The organism is Inquilinus sp. OTU3971 (assembly GCF_038440215.1).
Genome location: NZ_JASATH010000045.1, coordinates 1 through 19,825, shown reverse-complemented (window position 1 = coordinate 19,825; position 19,825 = coordinate 1). Strand labels below are relative to the sequence as shown.

Genomic DNA, 19,825 nt, shown 5'->3' with positions numbered 1-19,825 from the left:
CTAGCGCAGGTTTCCGCCAGTTTCACTGCGCTTCGGTCGCAGGGGCGTCATGCCCGTCCTGGCTGCGATCCTCGGCCGGGCCGCGGAGCTCGGCCAGGTTCAGGGCGGTGTTGATCACCCCGATATGGCTGAAGGCCTGCGGGAAGTTGCCGAGCTGGCGCCCGACGATCGGGTCGTACTCCTCCGCCAGGAGGCCGAGATCGTTGGCAAGGCCGAGCAGCCGTTCATACAGCACCGTGGCCCGGTCGACGGCGCCGATCATGGCCAGCGCATCGGCCAGCCAGAAGCTGCAGACCAGGAAGGTGCCCTCCTCGCCGGCCAGGCCGTCGACGCCCGAATCCGTCTCGTAGCGCCGGACGAGGCCTTCGACGGTCAGCTCGCGCTCGATCGCCTCGACGGTGCCGATCACCCGCGGGTCGTCCGGCGGCAGGAACCCGACCATCGGGATCTGCAGCAGCGCCGCATCGAGCATCTCGGAGCCATAGGATTGGACGAAGCTGTTGCGGTGCTCGGAGAAGCCCTGGGCGCAAACCTCCGCATGGATGCGGTCGCGCAGCGCCCGCCAGACCCGGACCGGCCCCTCCATCCCGAACTGCTCGACCGCCTTGATCGACCGGTCGAAGGCGACCCAGGCCATCACCTTGCTGTGCACGAAGTGCCGCCGGGGGCCGCGGATCTCCCACAGCCCCTCATCCGGCTTGTGCCAGATCTTCTCGAGATAGCCGAGCAGCACCCGCTGCACCCGCCAGGCGTCGTGCGGGTGGGTCAGGCGCTTCTTGCGGGCGACGTGGATCGCGTCCAAGAGCTCGCCATAGACATCGAGCTGCAGCTGGGCATGGGCGCCGTTGCCGACCCGGACCGGCTTGCTGCCCTCGTAGCCAGAGAGCCAGGGGATCTCCAGCTCGGTCAGCCGGCGCTCGCCGGCCAGCCCGTACATGATCTGCAGCTGCTCCGGCCGCCCGGCCGCGGCCCGGCGCAGCCAGTCGCGCCAGGCCGTCGCCTCCTCGGTGAAGCCGGCGCCGAGCAGGGCGTAGAGGGTCAGGGTCGCGTCCCGGATCCAGCAGTAGCGGTAGTCCCAGTTGCGCTCGCCGCCCAGCTCCTCGGGCAGCGAGGTGGTGGCGGCGGCGACGATGCCGCCGGTCGGGGCATAGGTCAGCGCCTTGAGGGTGAGGGCGGAGCGCAGCACGGCCTCGCGATAGGGGCCGTCATAGGTGCAGCTGTGCGCCCAGCCCTGCCACCAGGTCTCGGTGTCGATCAGCGACCGGAACGGGTCGATCACCCCCGGCTCCGGCAGATGCGACGGATACCAGGTCAGGATGAAGGGCAGGCGGTCGCCGGCCTCGACCGTGAAGTCGCCGACCGTCTTCATCGATTCGCCGTGCAGCGCGATCGGCGACCGGAAGCGCAGGGCGTCCGGGCCGGCGATGGCGACGATGCCGTCCGGACGGTGCCGGACCCAGGGCACGATGCGGCCGTAGTCGAAGCGGAACGCCGCCTCCAGCCGCATCGGCACGCTGCCCTCGCGGCCTTCGACCAGCCGGATGATCGAGAGCTCGTCCTCGCGGTGCGGCAGGGGCATGAAGTCGATCACCGCGACCGTGCCGGTGTCGGTCTCGAACTCGGTCTCCAGCACCAGCGTGTTGCCGCGGTAGCGGCGCCGGCTGCGGGCGGCGAGCTGGTCGTCCGGCGCGATCTGCCAATGGCCGTTCTCGACATCGCCGAGCAGCCGGGCGAAGCAGGATTCGGAATCGAAGCGCGGCAGGCACAGCCAGTCGATCGACCCGTCGCGCCCGACCAGGGCCGCGGTGCGGCAGTTGCCGATGATGGCGTAGTCCTCGATCCGCCCCGCCGGGCCCGTGAAGCGCCCCTCGGTGCGCACCTTCGGCTGCTTGCCGGTGGCACGGCCCTCGGCGCCGTCGGCGGCCGGGGTGGGGACTGCATCCGGTTGCCCTGTCAGTGACGCCATGTCGATCTCCGCTGTGTCGTCATGCCGGGGAAGGTGGGAAGAGCCGGTTTGTTCCGCTGCGCTGATACCTTACACCGCGACGGAACGCCGCGCGCCCGGCCGCCTGCGATCGATCCGATCACCATAGCGGTCCCGATCGCGATGTCGAATAATGCGCTGCCCGACACCTTGCATCGGACGCGCAGCCGCCTCCCGGTTATTGCAATCTTTGATGTTGTCTTCTCAGGAACAGGCCCCAATCTTCTGATTATGAAGGCGTTGCGCATCCTGGCCGTGGTCATGGCCGTTCTCGCGGCGCCGTGCGGGACCCTCTCGGCGGCGGATGCGCCGATTCGTCTCGATGCTCTCCTCGACCAGTTGCGCACCACCGAAGATGCGGCGGAGGCGCAGCGGCTGGAGCGGCAGATCTGGACCCTGTGGCTGAGCTATGAGGGGACCGACCCGCTGGTCCCGGACCTGCTGCGGCGCGGCAACGCCGCCCTGCTGCAGCGCGACTACGCCGTGGCGGAAGCTGCCTTCACCGCGGTGGTCGAGCGGGCGCCGGAGTTCGCCGAGGGCTGGGACCGCCGGGCGGTGGTGCGCTTCATGCGCGGCGATTGCGACGGCGCGGTCCGGGACATCGACCGCACCCTGGTGCTGGAGCCGCGGCATTTCGGGGCGCTGTTCGGCCTCGGCCTCTGCCGGACCCTGCAGGGCGACCACCAGGCCGCGCTGGATGCCTTCGAGCGGGTGCTGGCGCTGGACCCGCACTACGCCCCGGCCCGGAGCCAGGCGGCGCTGATGCGCAAATATCTCGCCGGCTACCCGCTCTGACCCGGCTCGCCACTTGCCGAGCGGCCGGGCCGGACCGATCTCCATGCCATGCGCCGCATTCTCGCCCTGCTGCTGCCGATGGTGCTGTTCGTCCTGGCCGGCCCGGCCGGGGCCCAGGACAGGGCGGCGCGGCTGGATGCGCTGTTCGACCAGCTGAAGACGGCGGCGCCGGAGGAAGAGCCGGGGCTGCAGATCCGGATCTGGCAGCTCTGGTTCGCCTATGACGGCAAGGACCCGGACGTCCCGGGGCTGATGGAGCGCGGCAACACCGCGATGGCGAGCGACGACCACGCCGTGGCCGAGGCCGCCTTCACCGCGGTGATCGAGCGCGACCCGGCCTATGCCGAGGGCTGGAACCGGCGAGCCACCGTGCGCTATCTGCGCGGCAACATTCAGGGCTCGATCGCCGACATCGACCAAGTGTTGGCGCGCGAGCCCCGCCATTTCGGCGCGCTGTCGGGCCTCGGCCTGTGCCGGATCAAGCTCGGCGACATCCAGGGCGCGATCGACGCCTATCAGCGGGTCCTGGTCATCGACCCGCAGATGGCGACCGCCCACGCCCAGATCGAGCGGCTGAAGAAGCTCCAGGCCGGGGACCCGATCTAGCGCCGCCGGCGCGGCGATCCGACGCGACCGGTTCAACCGGACGTCCGTGCTCCCACATCGGAAGCATCTGCGCCGCCACGGGAGATCCAGCCGCCATGTCGATCCGCCCCATCTTCGGCGACGGGCAGATCCGGACCCGCGAGGACGCGACGGTCCAGCTGCACCGGGCCTCCTGGTTTGGCTCCAGGGTGCTGTTCGACCACCGGCGCTGGGTGTGCCGGGAGGTGGAGATGTGCTGGACCGCGCCGCGGCACCTCCTGGTCCTGACCGATGCCGGCCGGACCGCGGGCACCCGCGTCCAGGCCGATGGCAGGCTCCTGTTCGACGGCCCGGACCGGCCGGGCGTCTTCACCTTCGTCCCGGCCGGGGCCGAGCGGACCGGCGTCTACCGCGACGCCGACCTACGCTATTCCGCCCTGTGGATCGACCCCGCCTGGGATCGCGCCGACCGCCTGGCCGACCTGCCGATCCTGGTGAACCGCAACGACGCCGTGGTCGGCGCGCTGATCGGCGCGCTGCAGGCCGAGATTGCGCTGGGCTGCCGGCCCGATGCCGCCTATGTCGAGCACCTTCTGGCCCTGCTGGGGTTCCGGCTGGCGGCGCTGGACCACGCCCCGCCGCCGCCGTCCCGCCACGGGCGGCTCGGCCGCCGCGCTTTGGCGCGGGTCCGGGACTATGTCGACGCCCACATCGCCGACGACATCTCGCTGACCGGCATGGCCGAAGCCGCCGGCATGGGCGCGGACAGCTTCGCCCGCCGCTTCAAGGCCACGACCGGCACAGCACCCTACGCCTTCGTGCTGGAGGAGCGGATCCGCCGGGCCGAGGCGTTGCTCGCCGACGCCGCCCTGCCGATCGGGACCATCGCCATCCGCCTCGGCTTCTCGAGCCAGAGCCACTTCACCGCCACCTTCCGGCGTCTCCGTGGCACCTGCCCCCGGACCCACCGGATGCGGATTCTTCCCGAATCCTGACAGGCCGCCCGGTTTCCTGACAGCAGCCGGGACGCGTCGCCCCCACCTCCCCGGTATCGACGAGGGTCGGCTTGCGCCGCCTCGTCCCGCAGACGGGGATGCTCCATGGCCGCAGCTGACGGCAACACCGGGCCGACGCGCCGTTCCGTGCTGGAGGCTGGTGCGGCGGCCAGCCTGGTCTTCACCGCCGCCGCGCCTGCCACGGCGCAGCAGTCGGCGCCGATCCGGACGGCGGCGCTCCGCCTGTCGATCAACGGGCAGGAGTGGGCGGTCGAGCTGGACACCCGGACGACGCTGCTCGACGCGCTGCGCAACACGCTCGGCCTCACCGGGTCGAAGAAGGGCTGCGACCACGGTCAGTGCGGTGCCTGCACCGTGCTGGTGAACGGCCGGCGGATCAACGCCTGCCTGACCCTCGCGGTGATGCATGAGGGTGACGAGATCACCACCATCGAGGGCCTGGCGCAGGGCGACGCGCTGCACCCGATGCAGGCCGCCTTCGTCGCCCGCGACGCCTTCCAGTGCGGCTACTGCACGCCGGGGCAGATCTGCTCCGCCATCGGCATGTTGGGCGAGGCCGCTTCCGGCTGGCCGAGCCACGCCGGCGCCGATGTCGTCGAGCTCGGCGATGCCGAGATCCGCGAACGGATGAGCGGCAACATCTGCCGCTGCGCCGCCTATCCCAACATCGTCGCGGCGATCCGCGACGTGGCGGAGGCGTGAGCGATGCAGCCCTTCACCTATGAGCGCGCGGTGGACGTGCAGGGGGCGGCCGCAGCGGTGGCGGCCCGGCCCGGGGCCCGCTTCATCGCCGGCGGCACCAACCTGCTCGACCTGATGAAGCTGGGGGTCGAGCGGCCGACCCATCTGGTCGACATCAGCCGGCTGCCGCTCGACCGGATCGAGCCGACGCCCGGGGGCGGCCTGCGGATCGGGGCGCAGGTGCGGAACGGCGATCTCGCCGCCGACCCGGCGGTGCGGCAGCGCTATCCGGTGCTGGCGCAGGCGCTGCTGGCCGGGGCGTCGGGGCAGATCCGCAACAAAGCCTCGACCGGCGGCAACCTGCTGCAGCGCACCCGCTGCCCCTATTTCCAGGACCTGGCGCTGCCCTGCAACAAGCGCAGCCCCGGCTCCGGCTGCGCCGCGCTGGACGGCTTCAACCGCATGCACGCCGTGCTCGGGGCGGGCGACGACTGCATCGCCGTCCACCCTTCCGACATGGCGGTGGCCCTGGCCGCGCTCGACGCCCGGGTCGAGACCATCCGGCCCGACGGCGGGACGCGCGCGATCCCGGTCGGCGAGTTGCACCGGCCGGCCGGCACCACCCCGGATGTCGAGACCGCGCTCGGCCCCGGCGAGATGATCACGGCGGTGGTCCTGCCGCCGCCGCCGCCGGGCTGGCAGATCTACCGCAAGGTGCGGGACCGTGCCTCCTACGCCTTCGCCCTGGTCTCGGTCGCCGCGATCGTCGAGGCCGAAGACGGCCGCATCCGCAGCGCCCGCATCGCCCTGGGTGGGGTGGCGCCGAAGCCGTGGCGCGTGGCGGAGGCGGAGCGGGTGCTGGCCGGCGCCGCCGCGGCGGACGGCAGCTATAGCGACGCCGCCACAGCCGCCCTGGCCGATGCGCAAGGGCGCCCCGGCAACGACTTCAAGATCCAGCTGGCGCAACGGACGCTGCGGCACACTTTGGCCGCGGCCGTCGAGCGCGCGTGAGGGAATGATGGCAAACGACAGCGCCGTGATCGGCAAGCCGGTCGACCGGGTCGACGGCCCCCTCAAGGTCACCGGTCGCGCGACCTATGCCTATGAGCATGTGCCGGCCGAGGTGCCGGCCTATGGCGTCATCCTCGGCGCCGCCATCGCCCGCGGGCGGATCGCGGCGATCGAGACGGCGGAGGCGGAGCGGTCGGCGGGCGTGCTGCATGTGATGACGCATCGCAACGCGCCGGCGCAGGCCGCCTTCGGCCCACCGGTCACGCCGACGCCGCCTGAGGTGTTCACCCGGGCCCGGCCCATGCTTGCCGACGACCGCGTGCGCTTCCATGACGAGCCGGTGGCGCTGGTGGTGGCCGAGAGCTTCGAGGCCGCCCGCGCCGCGGCCGCACTGATCCGGGTCCGATATGAGGAGGAGGCCGGTGCCTTCGATCTCGCCGGCCGCCTGGCCGAGGCTTATGCGCCGCCGCGGGCGAATGCCGGCCTGCAGACCGACAGCGCCGTCGGCGATTTCGAGGCCGCCTTTGCCGCCGCGCCCGTCAAGGTCGAGGCGCTGTACCGGACGCCGTATGAGCACCACAACCCGATGGAGCCGCACGCCACGTTGGCCGAATGGTCCGGCGACACGGTGACGATCCGCACCGGGGCACAGACCCTGGCGAATTTCCGAGCCGGCATCGCCAACACCCTCGGCATCCCGCCGGAAAACGTCCGGATCGTCAGCCCCTTCACCGGCGGCGGCTTCGGCGCCAAGCTGACGGTGCATGCCGACACGGTGCTGGCCGCCCTGGCCGCGCGGGTGCTGCGGCGTCCGGTCAAGATCGCGCTGACCCGGCAGCAGATGTTCGGCAATGCCGGCCATCGGGCGGAGATGATGCATCTGGTCCGCCTCGGGGCGGACCGGGACGGGCGGCTGACGGCGCTCGGCCACGACGTCTGCTCGGCCACCTCCCGGATCGAGGAGTATTGCGAGCAGACCGCGGTCGTCACCCGGTCGCTCTACGCCGCCCCGAACCGGCTGACCCGGCACCGGCTGGTGCCGGTCGACCTCCGCCGCGGCGAATGGATGCGCTCGCCCGGCGAGGCGCCGGGGCTGATGGCCTTCGAATGCGGCATGGACGAGTTGGCCGAACGGCTCGGCCTCGACCCGATCGAGCTCCGGCTCCGCAACGAGCCGGCCGAAGATCCGGAACGTGGCGTGCCCTTCGCCAGCCGCAACCTGGTCGGCTGCCTGCGCGAGGGCGCGCGCCGCTTCGGCTGGGACCGCCGCAGCGCTGTGCCGGGGCAGCGCCGCGAGGGCCGCAAGCTGATCGGCATGGGGGTGGCGGCGGCGATCCGGCCCAACTACCTCGGCGCCGCGACCGCCCGGGTGGCGATCGACGCCCGCGCCCGGGTGACCGTGCAGCTCGACATGACCGACATCGGCACCGGCACCTACACCATCCTGGCCCAGATCGCGGCCGAACGGCTCGGCGTGCCGCTCTCGGCGGTGACGGTCGAGCTTGGCGACAGCCGCTTCCCGCGCACCGCCGGCTCCGGCGGCTCCTGGGGCGCCGCGAGCTCCGGCTCCGCCGTCCACCAGGCCTGCCTCGCCCTCCGGGCGAAGATCGCCGAGGCGGCGGGGACGGGCGACGGCACGCCGTCGGCGGACCTCCTCGCCCGCGTCGCCCCGGACGGGCTCGAGGCCGAGGGGGCGTCGACCCCGATGACCGCGAACCCGGACTACAAGGCCTACTCGCAGCACTCCCACGGCGCCCAGTTCGCCGAGGTCGCGGTCGACATCGACACCGGCGAGGTCCGGCTGCGGCGCATGCTGGCGGTGATCGATGCCGGCCGCCTGCTCAACGCCAAGACCGCGCGGTCGCAGGTCATCGGCGGCATGACCTGGGGCCTCGGCGCGGCGCTGATGGAGGAGACGCATCTCGATCCGCGCCACGGCCGCTTCGTCAACCGCGACCTCGCCGAATACCACGTCCCGGTCCATGCCGACGTGCCGGAGCTGGAGGTCGTGTTCCTGGAACAGCCCGACGAACGGGCGAACCCGCTCGGCGCCAAGGGCCTGGGCGAGCTCGGTGTCTGCGGCGCCGGGGCGGCGGTGGCCAATGCCGTCCACAACGCCACCGGCGTGCGGGTGCGGGATTTCCCGATCACCCTCGACAAGCTGCTGCCCGGCCTGCCGTTGGCGGAGGTGTGATCCCGGCCAGCAGTCCGCCGAGACCGGTAGCCGGTCAGTGGATGGTGCCGGTCGGCTTGGCGGGGGCGGGCGCGGCCTCGCGGGTCGGGCCGGCCTGGTGGTGCACCAGGCGCCAGCCCTCGGGCTCGCGGCTGAACACGTTGGTGGCCGCCAGCCGGTTGTCGCCGATCTTCTCGATGCACAGCACGATGGCGGTGTCGCCATAGTCCAGCACCCGCGCCGCCTCGGCGGTGATCCGCGGCGGATCCTTCAGGATCGCCGCCCAGCTCTTCATCACCGCCTCGCGCCCGGCCAGCATCGGCCAGCCCGGATGGATGCAGGCGACCGGCTGGCGGCGCGACCACAGCGCCTCCATGGCGGCCGCGTCGCCCTGCGCCAGGGCGGCATAGAAGGCCTGGTTGGCGGCGATCGGGGAATTGGTCATCGGCGGCCGGTCAATCCTCGATCCAGGCGATGCGCAGCACATTGGTGTTGCCGGGGGTGCCGAAGGGCACGCCGGCCGTGACCACGATGCGCTGCCCGGCGCCGCCGAAGCCGTCATGCCTGGCCAGGCGGCAAGCCTTGCCGACCATCTCGGTGAAGTTGTTGACATCCTCGGTGTGCACCGCATGCACGCCCCAGCACAGCCCCATGCGGCGGGCGGTCTGCAGGTTCGAGGTCAGGCACAGGATCGGCACCTCCGGCCGCTCGCGCGCCGCGCGCAGCGTGGTCGAGCCCGAGGTGGTGTAGGTCGCGATCGCCACCGCGCCGATGGTGTGCGCCACCTGCCGCGCCGCCGCGGTGATGGCGTCGGCCGCAGTGCTCTCCGGGTCGTAATGCACCGCGTCGAGGATGGTGCGGTAGATCGGGTCCGTCTCCACCCGCCGGGCGATCCGGTCCATCATCGTCACCGCCTCGATCGGGTATTCGCCCGAAGCGGTCTCGGCCGACAGCATCACCGCATCGGCGCCGTCGAACACGGCGGTGGCGACGTCGGAGGCCTCGGCCCGGGTCGGGGTCGGGGCCATGATCATGCTCTCCAGCATCTGGGTCGCCACGATCACCGGCTTGCCGGCCTGGCGCGAGGCGCGGATGATCCGCTTCTGCAGCGACGGCACGTCCTCCGCCGGCATCTCGACGCCGAGGTCGCCGCGGGCGACCATCACCGCGTCGGTCAGCTCGACCAGCTCGTCCAGATGCTGGATCGCCGCCGGCTTCTCCAGCTTCACGATCACCTGGGCTCGGCCGGCGATCAGCTTGCGGGCCTCGGCGACGTCCTCCGGCCGCTGCACGAAGGACAGCGCCACCCAATCGACGTCGATGTCGAGGGCGAAGCGCAGATCCTCGCGGTCCTTGGCGGTCAGGGGCGACAGCGGCAGCACCGCATTCGGCACGTTGACGCCCTTGCGGTCGGACAGGCGCGACCCGGCCTCGACCACGGTGTCGGCGAAGTCCGGGCCGCAATCGACGACCTTGAGGCGCACCTTGCCGTCGTCCAGCAGCAGGATCTGCCCGGGCTCGAGGACGGCGAAGATCTCGGGATGCGGCAGGGTGACGCCGGTGGCGTCACCGGTGCGCGGCTGCAGCGACAGGCGGAAGCTCTGGCCCTCGGTCAGCTTCACCGGGCCCTCGGCGAAGGTGCCGAGGCGCAGCTTCGGCCCCTGCAGGTCGGCCATCACCGCGATCGGATGGTCGAAGTCGCGCTCGACCTCGCGGATCAGGGCCAGCCGGGCGGCGTGGTCCTCCTGCTTGCCGTGGCTGAAGTTCAGGCGGAAGACGTCGACGCCCGCCTCGAACAGCTTGCGGATCGCCTCGGCCGAGCTGGTGGCGGGGCCCAGCGTGGCGACGATCTTGGTCTGGCGCGTGCGGCGGAACGACGGGCGCTTCTTGGGCATGGCTGGACTCCCGGATCACGTGTCGGCGCAGGGCCCGGGCACGACGATCCCCAAACCCGCCGCGCCGACGGGCGGGAAGAAATCACATCCGCGGCCCTTCGCCAACGTCGAATGTGCGCGGAGATTCGGATATTACGCGGACTTAATATTTCGTCGACCGCCCGATCCGCGCGGAAATGCGCGGCTTCAGGGCCGGTGTTGCGGGTCAGACACGCACCGTGTTTTCCCGCTGCAGCACCGCCGTCGCGGCCTCCAGGTCGGCCGTCCGGACCAGCAGGTAGTCGGTGTCGTAGGTCGAGATCGCGAAGATGCTGATGCCGGCTTCGGCCAAAGGCGCCGCGAGTCGGGCCAGGATGCCGGTCAGGGCGAAGTCGAGCGGACCCTCGACCTTGAAGCCGCGCCAGCCGCGCTCGGCCTGCGCCTCCGCCGGCACCCGCGCCTCGAGGCACACCACCGACAGCTCGTCGCGGGTGCGGCTGACGGTGACGAAGGGATCGGACCAGTCGACCCAGCCCGGCAGCGCCGCCCCCGCCGGCAGCCGGGCCACGGCCAGCGTTTCCGGCAGCAGGCTCAAGGTGAGGCGGGTCTCGGCCATGGCGGTCAGGCCTTCCGGGCCATCAGGATACCGGCCAGCACCAGGGCGCCGCCCAGCCCCTGGGCCGGCCCCAGCGGCTCGGACAGGACGATCCAGGCCAGGGCCGCGGCCGCGACCGGCTGGATCAGCAGGGTGAGGGAGGAGAAGGCCGGCGGCAGCCAGGCCAGCGCATAGGTGATCAGGCTCTGCCCGGCGACCTGCGAGACCCAGGACAGGCCGATCAGGATGGCCCAGCCGTACAGCGTCGGCGGCAGGAGGGTGGGTTCCATCAGCAGCGCCAGCGGCAGCGTCGCCGCGGCGGCGATGGCGCTGGTCCACAGCATGATGGTCGCGACGGAGAAGCGGTCGCGCAGCCGGCCGACCGCCAGGATGTAGCCGCCGTAGAACACGGCGGCGAGGGCGGCCAGGGCGTCGCCGGCCAGCGCGCCGTCGCCGAAGCCGCCGCGCTTCAGCACCACCACCCCGGCGATGGCCACCGCAAGCCCCGTCGCGAAGACCGGGCGGATCGGCGTGCGGAACAGGACGAAGGCGCCGAGGGTGACGAAGATCGGCGCCAGATTGGCCAGCAGCGTCGCGTTGGCGACCGAGGTGATGGCCAGCGCCCAGTGCCAGGCCACCAGGTCGGCGGCGATGAACAGGCCGGGCAGGGCCAGGGCGGCGCAATCGGCCAGGCTCTGCGGCCGCGCCGCTTCGCCCTTGGCGCGCTCGGCCCGGTACCACAGGAACAGGATCGGCAGCGCCAGGGCCACGCGCCAGACCGCCGTCGCGATCGGTCCCACCTCCGACAGCCGCACGAAGATCGGCGAGCTGCCGATCGCCAGCCCGCCCAGGATCAGGGCGGGCAGCGCCAGGCGCTGGGCAGGGGAGGGGGACAGAACGGCGTCGCTCATGGTGGCCGGAGCTTAGTCTGCCCCACCCTTCCCGGGCCATGGCGGGGCGCGCAGGGGAGACCGGCGCGCCGCGCGGGACCATCATCAAACCGTCACGGCGCGGCGGCAGGATGCGCGCGCCGCCATTCGAGGGGAATCGCCATGCTTCGCCGTGCCGGACTCGCCATCGCCCTGACCGTCGCCGCCGGTGCCGCCGTCGCAGCACCGGACGATCTGGGCCAGCGGATCGAGGGGCTGTCGCGCTCGACCCGGTGGCGCTTGGTCGAGACCATTCCGGTGCCGTTCGACACCTATCACCCGCAGGGCTTCGCCCGGGCCGGCGACGCGATCTTCGCCTCCTCGGTCGAGATCACCGTGCCGACCAAGCGCTATGCCCAGCCGCAGGACGGCATGGACCGCGACACCGGCCAGGGCACCGGACATCTGTTCAAGCTCGACGCCCAGGGCCGGCAGATCGGCCATGTCACGCTCGGCGAGGGCTCGATCTACCATCCCGGCGGCATCGACTATGACGGGCGCTGGTTGTGGGTGCCGGTGGCCGAATACCGGCCGAACAGCCGCTCGATCCTGTACCGGGTCGATCCGCAGACGCTGGAGGCGGTCGCGGTCGGCCGCGTCGACGATCATATCGGCGGCCTGGTGCACGACACCGACCACAACACGCTGCACGGCGTCAGCTGGGGCTCGCGCCGCTTCTACACCTGGCGCCTGGATGCCGAGGGCAGGATCGACGCCTCCACCCCGCCTGCGGTCACGCTGAATCCCGAGCACTATCTCGACTACCAGGACTGCGCCTATCTGCCGGTCGGCCGCGCCATCTGCACCGGCATCACCGAGTTCCGCCGCACGCCGGATGCGCCGGTCTTCGGCCTGGGCGGGATCGAGATCGTCGACCTCGCCACCGGCCGGCCGACCTTCCAGGTGCCGGTGCTGCTGTGGACCGAGGACGGCACGGCCATGACCCGCAACCCGGTGCTGGTCGAGGCGACGCGGAGCGGCCTGCGGCTGACCGCGATGCCGGAGGACGGCACCTCGCGGATCTTCGTCTACGAGACGCCCTGAACTTTTTTGAGGCGGGATGTCGGGGCTGCCCGGGCGGCGGCGTCCTTGGGCCAGCGCATCATGGCGGACAGCAACCCGCCAGCCAGGGATGGAGCCCGACATGTTGAAGACGATCCTGACCGGGGTTCTCGCGGCCGCGACTCTGATCGCCGTGCCCGCCGCCGCCCAGACCCAGGCGGTCCGCAGCGGCCATGCCGAGGCCGGCGGCATCAGCTACTATTACGAGGTCCGCGGCCAGGGCGAGCCGTTGCTGCTGCTGCATGGCGGGCTCGGCTCGATCGACATGTTCGCGCCGCTGCTGCCGGCGCTGACGGAGAAGCGCCAGGTCATCGCCGTCGACCTGCAGGGCCATGGCCGCACGCCGCTGGGCGACCGGCCGATCGACCTGGTGGCGATGGGCGCCGACATGGCCACGATCCTGCGCCAGCTCGGCGTCGCGAAGGCGGATGTGCTGGGCTATTCGCTGGGCGGCGGCGTCGGCTTCCAGCTGGCGGTGCAGCATCCGGAGATGGTGCGCCGGCTGGCCCTGGTCTCGGCCGGCTACGCCCAGGACGGCTTCTATCCGGAGATGCTGCCGCAGCAGGCCGCGGTCGGCGCCGGCATGGCCGAGATGATGAAGGGCACGCCGATGTACAAATCATATGTCGCGGTGGCGCCGAAGCCGGACGACTTCCCGCGGCTGCTCGACGCCATGGGCGCGCTGATGCGCAAGCCCTATGACTTTTCGGCGGATGTGCCGAAGCTGACCATGCCGGTGATGCTGGTCTTCGGCGACAGCGACATGTACCGGCCGGAGCATGTGGTGACGTTCTACCAGCTGCTCGGCGGCGGGCTGCGCGACGCCGGCTGGCAGCGCGAGCACATGTCGCAGAACCGCCTGGCCATCCTGCCCGGCGTGACCCATTACGACATCTTCCTGTCGCCGCAGCTGCCGGCGACGGTGCTGCCCTTCCTGAACGGCGAGAGCAGCACCGCCGACTGGAAGTAGCTACGGCATGTACTGGCCGCCGTTGATCTCGACCATCTGGCCGGTGACGTAGCCGCTGGCGGCTTCGGAGGCGAGGTAGAGGAAGGCGGCGGCGCAGTCCTCGGACGCGCCCAGCCGGTTCATCGGGATCGTCGCCTGCATCGCCGCCAGCTGCTCCGGGGTCGAGAAGCGCTCATGGAACGGGGTGGTGATGACGCCGGGCGAGACCGCGTTGACCCGGATCCGATCCTTCGCCAGCTCCTTGGCCCAGCCGCGGGTGGCGACGGCGACGAAGCCCTTGGCGGCGGCGTAGATCACCGAGCCGGGGCCGCCGCCATGCCGCGCGGCGATCGAGCTGAGATTGATGATCGACCCGCCGCCGCCCTGCCTGCGCATCTGGGCCGAGCCCTCGCGCATGAAGCGGATGACGTGGCGGACATTGACGTCCAGCACCGCGTCGACGAAGTCGTCGGTGTAGTCCGCGATCGGGGTGCGCTTGACCAGCGCACCGGCGTTGTTGATCAGCACGTCCAGCCGGCCGAAGGCGGCCACTGTCTGCTCGACCAGAGCCTGCGCCGTCTCCGGCTTCGTCACGTCGCCCGCGGCCAGGATCGCCTCGCCGCCGGCGGCCTTGATGTCGGCGACCACGGCCTCGGCGGCTTCGCGGCTGGAGTTGTAGTTCACCGCCACCCTGGCCCTGTTCTGGCCGAAGGCGCGGGCTGCGGCGGCACCGATGCCGGTGCTGGCGCCGGTAATCAGGACGACCTTGCCGGCGAGATCCGGGAAGACGGGGAGGGGGGTCATCGGCTTACCTCGAATGGCGTTGATAGGTCCTATGATGTCCGACAATTCGCCGCCGTGCACCCTGGCGTTGCGTCGCGCCGCTCTCCACAGCCCCACGGCGCCCTGCTAGGCTGCCCGGGATGACGCTCCTCGGACCCGACGACCCGCCGCCCTTCGAGCTGGTGAACCCCGACGGCAGGGCCTGCGCCCTGCTGGTCGCGGACCATGCCGGCCGGGCTTTCCCCAAGTCCCTCGGCACGCTGGGGGTGGAGGCCGGGGCGCTCGACCGCCATGTCGCCTACGACATCGGCATCGAGGCCTTCTCCCGCCGCCTGGCCGGGCGGCTGGACGCGCCGCTGCTGCTGCACCGCTATTCGCGGCTGATCCTCGACCCGAACCGGCAGATCGATGACCCGACCTCGATCTGCGCCATCAGCGACGGCGTGATCGTGCCGGGCAACGCCAGACTGAGCCGGGAGGACGAGGCGGCCCGGGCCGACGCCTTCTTCCACCCCTATCACGACGCCATCGCCGAACAGCTGGACCGGATCGCGGCGCGCTGCCCGGCCCCGGCGCTCTTGTCGCTGCACAGCTTCACGCCGGTGATGCGCGGCTTCGCCCGGCCCTGGCAGGTCGGGGTGCTGTGGCGCGACGACGGCCGTATCCCGCTGCCGCTGATGGAGGCGCTGCGCCGCGACCCGGAGATCACGGTCGGCGACAACCAGCCCTATTCCGGCCGCAACGAGCATGGCTACACCATCCACCACCACGCCGAGCCGCGCGGCCTGCCGCATGTGCTGATCGAGATGCGGCAGGACCTGATCGCCGCCGACGCCGCGGCCGCGGCCTGGGCCGACCGGATGGCCGACATCTTCGCCCCGATCCTGGCCGACCAGGCCCTGTACCAGCCGCTGCAGGCCGTCGCATGACCGAACCCGCGCTGACCCTCGGCATCGAGGAAGAGTACCTGCTGGTCGACCCGGTCAGCCGCGACCTGGTGCCCGACCCGCCGCCCGAGCTGGTCGAGGCGCTGGAGAACCGGCATGAGGGCGCCGTCGCCCGCGAGTTCTTCCGCTGCCAGGTCGAGGTCGGCACCCCGGTCTGCCGCAGCATCGCCGAGGCGCGGACCGAGCTGACCCGGCTGCGCCGGTCGGTGGTGGAGGAGGCGGAGCGGCACGGCCTGGCGCTGATCGCGGCCTCGACCCACCCCTTCGGCACCTGGCGGCCGCAGAAGCACACCGACCGCAGCCGCTACGACCAGCTGGCGCGCGATCTCGGCGTGCCGGTGCGGCGCCTTCTGATCTGCGGCACCCATGTCCATGCCGGGATCGAGGACCCGAATCTGCGCATCGACCTGATGCGGCAGATCCGCTACTTCCTGCCGCATCTGCTGTCGCTGACCACCTCCTCGCCATTCTGGCAGGGCACCGACACCAAGCTGAAATCCTACCGCCTGGCCGTGTTCTCCGAGCTGCCGCGCACCGGCATGCCGGAGGAGTTCCAGAGCTACGGCGAATACGAGGCGGCGCTGGCGGCGCTGGTCCAGGCCGGGGTGATCGAGGATGGCAGCAAGATCTGGTGGGACATCCGCCCTTCCGCCCGCTTCCCGACCCTGGAGATGCGGGTCACCGACGTCTGCACCCGGGTCGAGGACGGGCTGACCGTCGCCGCCCTCTATCAGTGCCTGCTGCGCATGCTGTGGCGCCTGCGGGCCCAGAACATCGCCTGGCGCCGCTATCGCAGCGTGCTGATCGAGGAGAACCGCTGGCGCGCCATGCGCTACGGCTTCGAGGAAGGGCTGATCGACTGGGGCAAGGGCAAGCTGGTACCCTATGCCGACCTGCTGGAGGAGGTACTGGCGATGGTCGCGGAGGATGCGGCGGCGCTGGGCTGCGAGGCGGAGATCGCCCATGCGCGCAATATCCTGGCGCAAGGCACCTCGGCCCACCGCCAGCTCGCCGCCTATTACCAGGCCCTGGCCCAGGGTGCCGACGAGGCCGAGGCGCTGCGCCGCGTGGTCGACCGGCTGATCCTGGAGACCAAGGAGGGGCTGCAGCCCGCCTCCTGACACCCCACATCCCGAGTTCCGGAACCCGTGGACACCGCCATGACCGAGTCCCCCAAGACCGAAATCGACGCCAAGACCCGCACCGAGCTGGAGGCCGCCGCCTTCCGCACCCTGGTCGAGCATCTGCGCCAGCGCACCGACGTGCAGAACATCGACCTGATGAACCTGGCCGGCTTCTGCCGCAACTGCCTGTCGCGCTGGTACCGCGAGGCGGCGGAGCAGCGCGGCATTCCGCTGCCGGATGCCGAGGCGCGCGAGGTCGTCTATGGCGAGCCCTATGACAGCTGGAAGGCCAAGCACCAGAAGGAAGCCTCGGCCGGCCAGAAGAAGGGGTTTGAGGCGGCGAACAAGCATTGACGGTCGTTTCCTTTTGCCTCTCCCGCCAGGCGGGAGAGGCAACACGAGACCACCTCGGGGCGATTGGCCAGGCCCCCGAATCGGAGCGGGGAATCGCACCCCCCGCCGGCCGGAGTCCCGCGCCGGGGCTGGGCCGGGACAGGCCGCTTGCCGGCCCGGCCCGGCCGCTTTATGGTCCCGCGCCCTGAAAGACCCTGTTGAGGACCAGCCATGTCGGATGTCGGTGGTATCGCCGCGGATCGCCTGAAGTCGTTCATCGAGCGGATCGAGCGGCTCGAGGAGGAAAAGGCGGGAATCGCGGGCGACATCAAGGATGTCTATGCCGAAGCCAAGGGCACCGGCTTCGACGCCAAGATCATCCGCCAGATCATCCGCCTGCGGAAGATGGAGCAGGACGACCGCCGCGAGCAGGAAGAGCTGCTCGATCTCTACAAGCAGGCCCTCGGCATGCTGGAGTAAGAGACCGCCCTGGTCTCCAGCCGGCCGGAGCATCGGATCATGCGACTCGAAACGCCCCGGCTGCTGCTGCGTCCCTGGGAGGACCGCGACCGGGCGGCCTTTGCCGCGATCAACGCCGATCCGGAGGTCCGCTGCTACTATCACCCGAGCGTGCTGACGCCGGCCGAGACCGACGCCCTGATCGACGAGGCGGCGGCCGGACTGGCGGAGGACGGCTTCGGCTTCGTCGCGGTCGAGCGCAAGGCCGACGGCGCGCTGGTCGGCGGCGGCGGGCTGTCGCGCCCGGGCCCCGAGGTGCCGGGGCAGCATCCGGCCGAGATCGGCTGGATCCTCGGCCGCGCCTTCTGGCGCCAGGGCTACGCCACCGAGATCGGCCGGGCCCGCCTCGACGCCGCCTGGACGCGGTTCGGCCTGCCGGCGGTGATCGGCTACACCTCGGCGATCAACACCCCGTCGCGCCGCGCCCTGGAGCGGCTGGGCCTGGCCCCTATCGCCGATTTCGAGGACGTCACCGTCCCGCCCGGCGACCCGCTGCGGCCGCATGTGCTGTACCGGATCGCCCGGCCGGGGTAGGGGCGGCGCCTTCCCCGACAGCCGACGGCCCGGGCCACGCGGCGCTACAGCACGAAGTCTGCGGCCAGCAGGGCGATCGTGCCGTTCAACGCGATATGGAAGTCCGAGGCGCCGTCACCGTTGAGATCGCCCGCCACGACCGTCTGCCCACCCACCTGGGCGAAGCGCAGCTGCCCCGCAGCCGAGTACAGCGCCGAGCCGATGAACACGAAGGCCTGGTCGCCTGCGGCCGCCGTGTTCGCATCGATGGCCGACAGATCGATCCGGTCGCCTTGAGCCCGGGTGAAATCGGTGATGATGTCGCGGGTGGCGGTCGCCGCCGGGCTGTACGACGCCGACGACAGCACGAAACGGTCCGCCCCGCCCCCGCCGGTCAGAACGTCCCGGCCGGCCCACCCGTTCAGGACGTTGGCGCCGGCATTGCCGATGATGGTGTCGTTGGCCAGGCTACCATTGACGTTCTCGATCGACACCAGGACGTCACCCTGGGCATCGCCGCCCGATCCGGTTCCGGCCGCGAGGTCGACGACCACGCCGACGGTCGCGACATAGTAGCTGGCGGTGTCCGAGCCGCCGCCGCCGTTCAGCACATCGGCCCCCGCACCGCCCCGCAGCACGTTGGCCCCGCTGTTGCCTGTGATCACATTGGCCAGCGCATTGCCGGTGCCGTTGATCGCGCCGCTGCCGAGCAGCGTCAAATTCTCCAGGTTCGCGCCCAGACTCCAGGTGATCGCTGCCTGCGCCGTGTCGGTGCCGGCGCCTGCCGCCTCGGTCGCGACGTCCCCGGCATTGTCGACGACATAGGTGTCGTTGCCGGCGCCGCCGGCCATCTGGTCCGCCCCGGCGCCGCCATTGAGGATATTGGCCGCGGCGTTGCCGCTGAGGCTGTTGGCCAGCCCGTTGCCGGTGCCGTTGATCGCGGCCGCACCGGTCAGGATCAGGTTTTCGAGGTTGGCGCCCAGGGTCCAGCTGACCGATGCCTGCACGGTGTCGGTGCCGGCGCCCGCCGCCTCGGTCACGACATCCCCGGCATTGTCGACGACATAGGTGTCGTTGCCGGCGCCGCCGGCCATCTGGTCCGCCCCGGCGCCGCCATTCAGGATGTTGGCCGCGGCGTTGCCGGTGAGGCTGTTCGCCACGGAGTTGCCATTGCCGTTGAGCGCGGCTGCGCCGATCAGGATCAGGTTCTCCAGGTTGGTGCCGATCGACCAGCTGATCGATGCCTGCACCGTGTCGGCGCCGGCGCCGGCGGCCTCGGTCACGACGTCCCCGGCATTGTCGACGACATAGGTGTCGTTGCCGGCGCCGCCAGCCATCTGGTCCGCCCCGGCGCCGCCGTCCAGGCCGTTCACGCCCGCATTGCCGGTCAGCACGTCGGCGAAGGAGGAGCCAAGCAGGTTTTCGATGCCGGCAAGCACGTCCCCCTGGGCATCGCCGCTGCTGCCGCGCCCGGTCAGCAGATTCACCGAGACGCCCGCGCTGGACGAGGCGTAGCTGGCATAGTCCGTGCCGGCTCCGCCATCGATCCGGTCGGGCGCGCGACCGCCGGCGATCTGGTCCGAGCCGTCGCCGCCGTCGAGCGTATCGATGCCGTCGCCACCGCGCAGGACATCGTTGCCGGAGCCACCGCTCAGGGTATCGTGCCCGTCATTGCCTTCGAGCACGTCATTGCCGGCAAGGCCCGAGAGCGAGTCCGCGAAGGGCGTGCCGAGGATGGTGTCGTTGCCGGAGGTGCCCGGCAGGTTGCCGTCATCCTCGATGATCCCGCCGACGGCCCGAAGGGTGGCGACCCCGCCCGCGAGCCTGGCGCCGTTGGTCGGATTGTAGAGCTCGAGCGACAGCGTCTCGTTGTGCTCGAGGACGGTGTCACCCCAGACCCGGATCTGGATGGTGCGCGAGGTCTGGCCGGCGGCGAAGGTGACGGTGCCGAG

20 protein-coding genes are annotated in these 19,825 nt (G+C 71.4%); 13 read left to right on the top strand and 7 right to left on the bottom strand.

Translation table 11 applies throughout. The features are described 5' to 3' along the window. Positions 1-22: 22 nt before the first annotated feature. On the bottom strand, positions 23-1,966 hold the full coding sequence (locus AAHM41_RS13765) for a glycoside hydrolase family 15 protein (RefSeq protein WP_342237117.1): 1,944 nt from the start codon (positions 1,964-1,966) through the stop codon (positions 23-25). A gap of 249 nt (positions 1,967-2,215) precedes the next feature. Between AAHM41_RS13765 and AAHM41_RS13760 the strand changes: the two genes are divergently transcribed. The 6 genes from AAHM41_RS13760 (at position 2,216) to AAHM41_RS13735 (ending at position 8,266) form a co-directional block, all read left to right on the top strand. Further along, positions 2,216-2,779 (top strand): tetratricopeptide repeat protein, encoded by a 564-nt coding sequence (locus AAHM41_RS13760; protein ID WP_342237116.1) that lies wholly within the window; start codon positions 2,216-2,218, stop codon positions 2,777-2,779. Positions 2,780-2,827: 48 nt separating this feature from the next. Continuing rightward, positions 2,828-3,385, top strand: coding sequence for a tetratricopeptide repeat protein (locus tag AAHM41_RS13755; protein WP_342237115.1), 558 nt, complete (start codon positions 2,828-2,830; stop codon positions 3,383-3,385). 95 nt (positions 3,386-3,480) lie between these two features. Next, the gene (locus tag AAHM41_RS13750; RefSeq protein WP_342237114.1) at positions 3,481-4,359 is read left to right on the top strand and encodes a helix-turn-helix transcriptional regulator; all 879 of its coding nucleotides are present in this window, start codon (positions 3,481-3,483) and stop codon (positions 4,357-4,359) included. 105 nt (positions 4,360-4,464) lie between these two features. Beyond that, a complete protein-coding gene (locus AAHM41_RS13745; RefSeq protein WP_342237113.1) occupies positions 4,465-5,082 on the top strand; it encodes a 2Fe-2S iron-sulfur cluster-binding protein in 618 nt (205 codons plus the stop codon). A 3-nt stretch (positions 5,083-5,085) separates the two neighbouring features. Beyond that, positions 5,086-6,072 (top strand): FAD binding domain-containing protein, encoded by a 987-nt coding sequence (locus AAHM41_RS13740; RefSeq protein WP_342237112.1) that lies wholly within the window; start codon positions 5,086-5,088, stop codon positions 6,070-6,072. A gap of 7 nt (positions 6,073-6,079) precedes the next feature. Beyond that, positions 6,080-8,266 carry a xanthine dehydrogenase family protein molybdopterin-binding subunit gene (locus AAHM41_RS13735; protein ID WP_342237111.1) on the top strand — a complete coding sequence of 729 codons (2,187 nt, stop codon included), beginning with the start codon at positions 6,080-6,082 and terminating at the stop codon, positions 8,264-8,266. Between the two features lie 34 nt (positions 8,267-8,300). Here the strand turns inward: AAHM41_RS13735 and AAHM41_RS13730 are convergent, their stop codons facing one another. The 4 genes from AAHM41_RS13730 to AAHM41_RS13715 form a co-directional block, all read right to left on the bottom strand. Further along, a complete protein-coding gene (locus AAHM41_RS13730; RefSeq protein ID WP_342237110.1) occupies positions 8,301-8,690 on the bottom strand; it encodes a nuclear transport factor 2 family protein in 390 nt (129 codons plus the stop codon). 10 nt (positions 8,691-8,700) lie between these two features. Then, complete coding sequence (gene pyk / locus AAHM41_RS13725) at positions 8,701-10,140, bottom strand: pyruvate kinase (RefSeq protein WP_342237109.1); 1,440 nt, start codon at positions 10,138-10,140, stop codon at positions 8,701-8,703. Between the two features lie 205 nt (positions 10,141-10,345). Continuing rightward, positions 10,346-10,735 (bottom strand): ACT domain-containing protein, encoded by a 390-nt coding sequence (locus AAHM41_RS13720; protein WP_342237108.1) that lies wholly within the window; start codon positions 10,733-10,735, stop codon positions 10,346-10,348. Between the two features lie 5 nt (positions 10,736-10,740). Further along, positions 10,741-11,625 (bottom strand): DMT family transporter, encoded by an 885-nt coding sequence (locus AAHM41_RS13715; protein ID WP_342237107.1) that lies wholly within the window; start codon positions 11,623-11,625, stop codon positions 10,741-10,743. A gap of 141 nt (positions 11,626-11,766) precedes the next feature. Here AAHM41_RS13715 and AAHM41_RS13710 point away from each other — a divergent pair, with 141 nt between their 5' ends. Both AAHM41_RS13710 and AAHM41_RS13705 read left to right on the top strand, forming a co-directional pair. Continuing rightward, on the top strand, positions 11,767-12,687 hold the full coding sequence (locus AAHM41_RS13710) for a DUF6454 family protein (protein ID WP_342237106.1): 921 nt from the start codon (positions 11,767-11,769) through the stop codon (positions 12,685-12,687). Positions 12,688-12,787: 100 nt separating this feature from the next. Further along, positions 12,788-13,675, top strand: a complete 888-nt coding sequence (locus AAHM41_RS13705) for an alpha/beta fold hydrolase (protein ID WP_342237105.1) — start codon at positions 12,788-12,790, stop codon at positions 13,673-13,675. Here the strand turns inward: AAHM41_RS13705 and AAHM41_RS13700 are convergent, their stop codons facing one another. After that, on the bottom strand, positions 13,676-14,458 hold the full coding sequence (locus AAHM41_RS13700; protein ID WP_342237104.1) for an SDR family NAD(P)-dependent oxidoreductase: 783 nt from the start codon (positions 14,456-14,458) through the stop codon (positions 13,676-13,678). It abuts the gene before it with no gap. A gap of 119 nt (positions 14,459-14,577) precedes the next feature. Between AAHM41_RS13700 and AAHM41_RS13695 the strand changes: the two genes are divergently transcribed. The 5 genes from AAHM41_RS13695 (at position 14,578) to AAHM41_RS13675 (ending at position 17,894) form a co-directional block, all read left to right on the top strand. Then, on the top strand, positions 14,578-15,366 hold the full coding sequence (locus tag AAHM41_RS13695) for an N-formylglutamate amidohydrolase (RefSeq protein WP_342237103.1): 789 nt from the start codon (positions 14,578-14,580) through the stop codon (positions 15,364-15,366). Further along, the gene (locus AAHM41_RS13690; RefSeq protein WP_342237102.1) at positions 15,363-16,505 is read left to right on the top strand and encodes a carboxylate-amine ligase; all 1,143 of its coding nucleotides are present in this window, start codon (positions 15,363-15,365) and stop codon (positions 16,503-16,505) included. The genes AAHM41_RS13695 and AAHM41_RS13690 overlap by 4 nt, the downstream gene beginning before the upstream one ends. Before the next feature lie 39 nt (positions 16,506-16,544). Further along, entirely contained in the window at positions 16,545-16,862 is a 318-nt protein-coding gene (locus AAHM41_RS13685) for a DUF1244 domain-containing protein (RefSeq protein ID WP_342237101.1), read from the top strand. A gap of 210 nt (positions 16,863-17,072) precedes the next feature. After that, positions 17,073-17,321, top strand: a complete 249-nt coding sequence (locus AAHM41_RS13680; RefSeq protein ID WP_034834984.1) for a DUF2312 domain-containing protein — start codon at positions 17,073-17,075, stop codon at positions 17,319-17,321. A gap of 39 nt (positions 17,322-17,360) precedes the next feature. Further along, entirely contained in the window at positions 17,361-17,894 is a 534-nt protein-coding gene (locus tag AAHM41_RS13675; protein WP_342237100.1) for a GNAT family N-acetyltransferase, read from the top strand. Positions 17,895-17,938: 44 nt separating this feature from the next. On the opposite strand, the gene AAHM41_RS13670 is transcribed toward AAHM41_RS13675, so the two are convergent. Further along, positions 17,939-19,825 (bottom strand): beta strand repeat-containing protein (locus AAHM41_RS13670; RefSeq protein WP_342237099.1); only part of this gene is annotated, 1,887 nt, incomplete at its 5' end.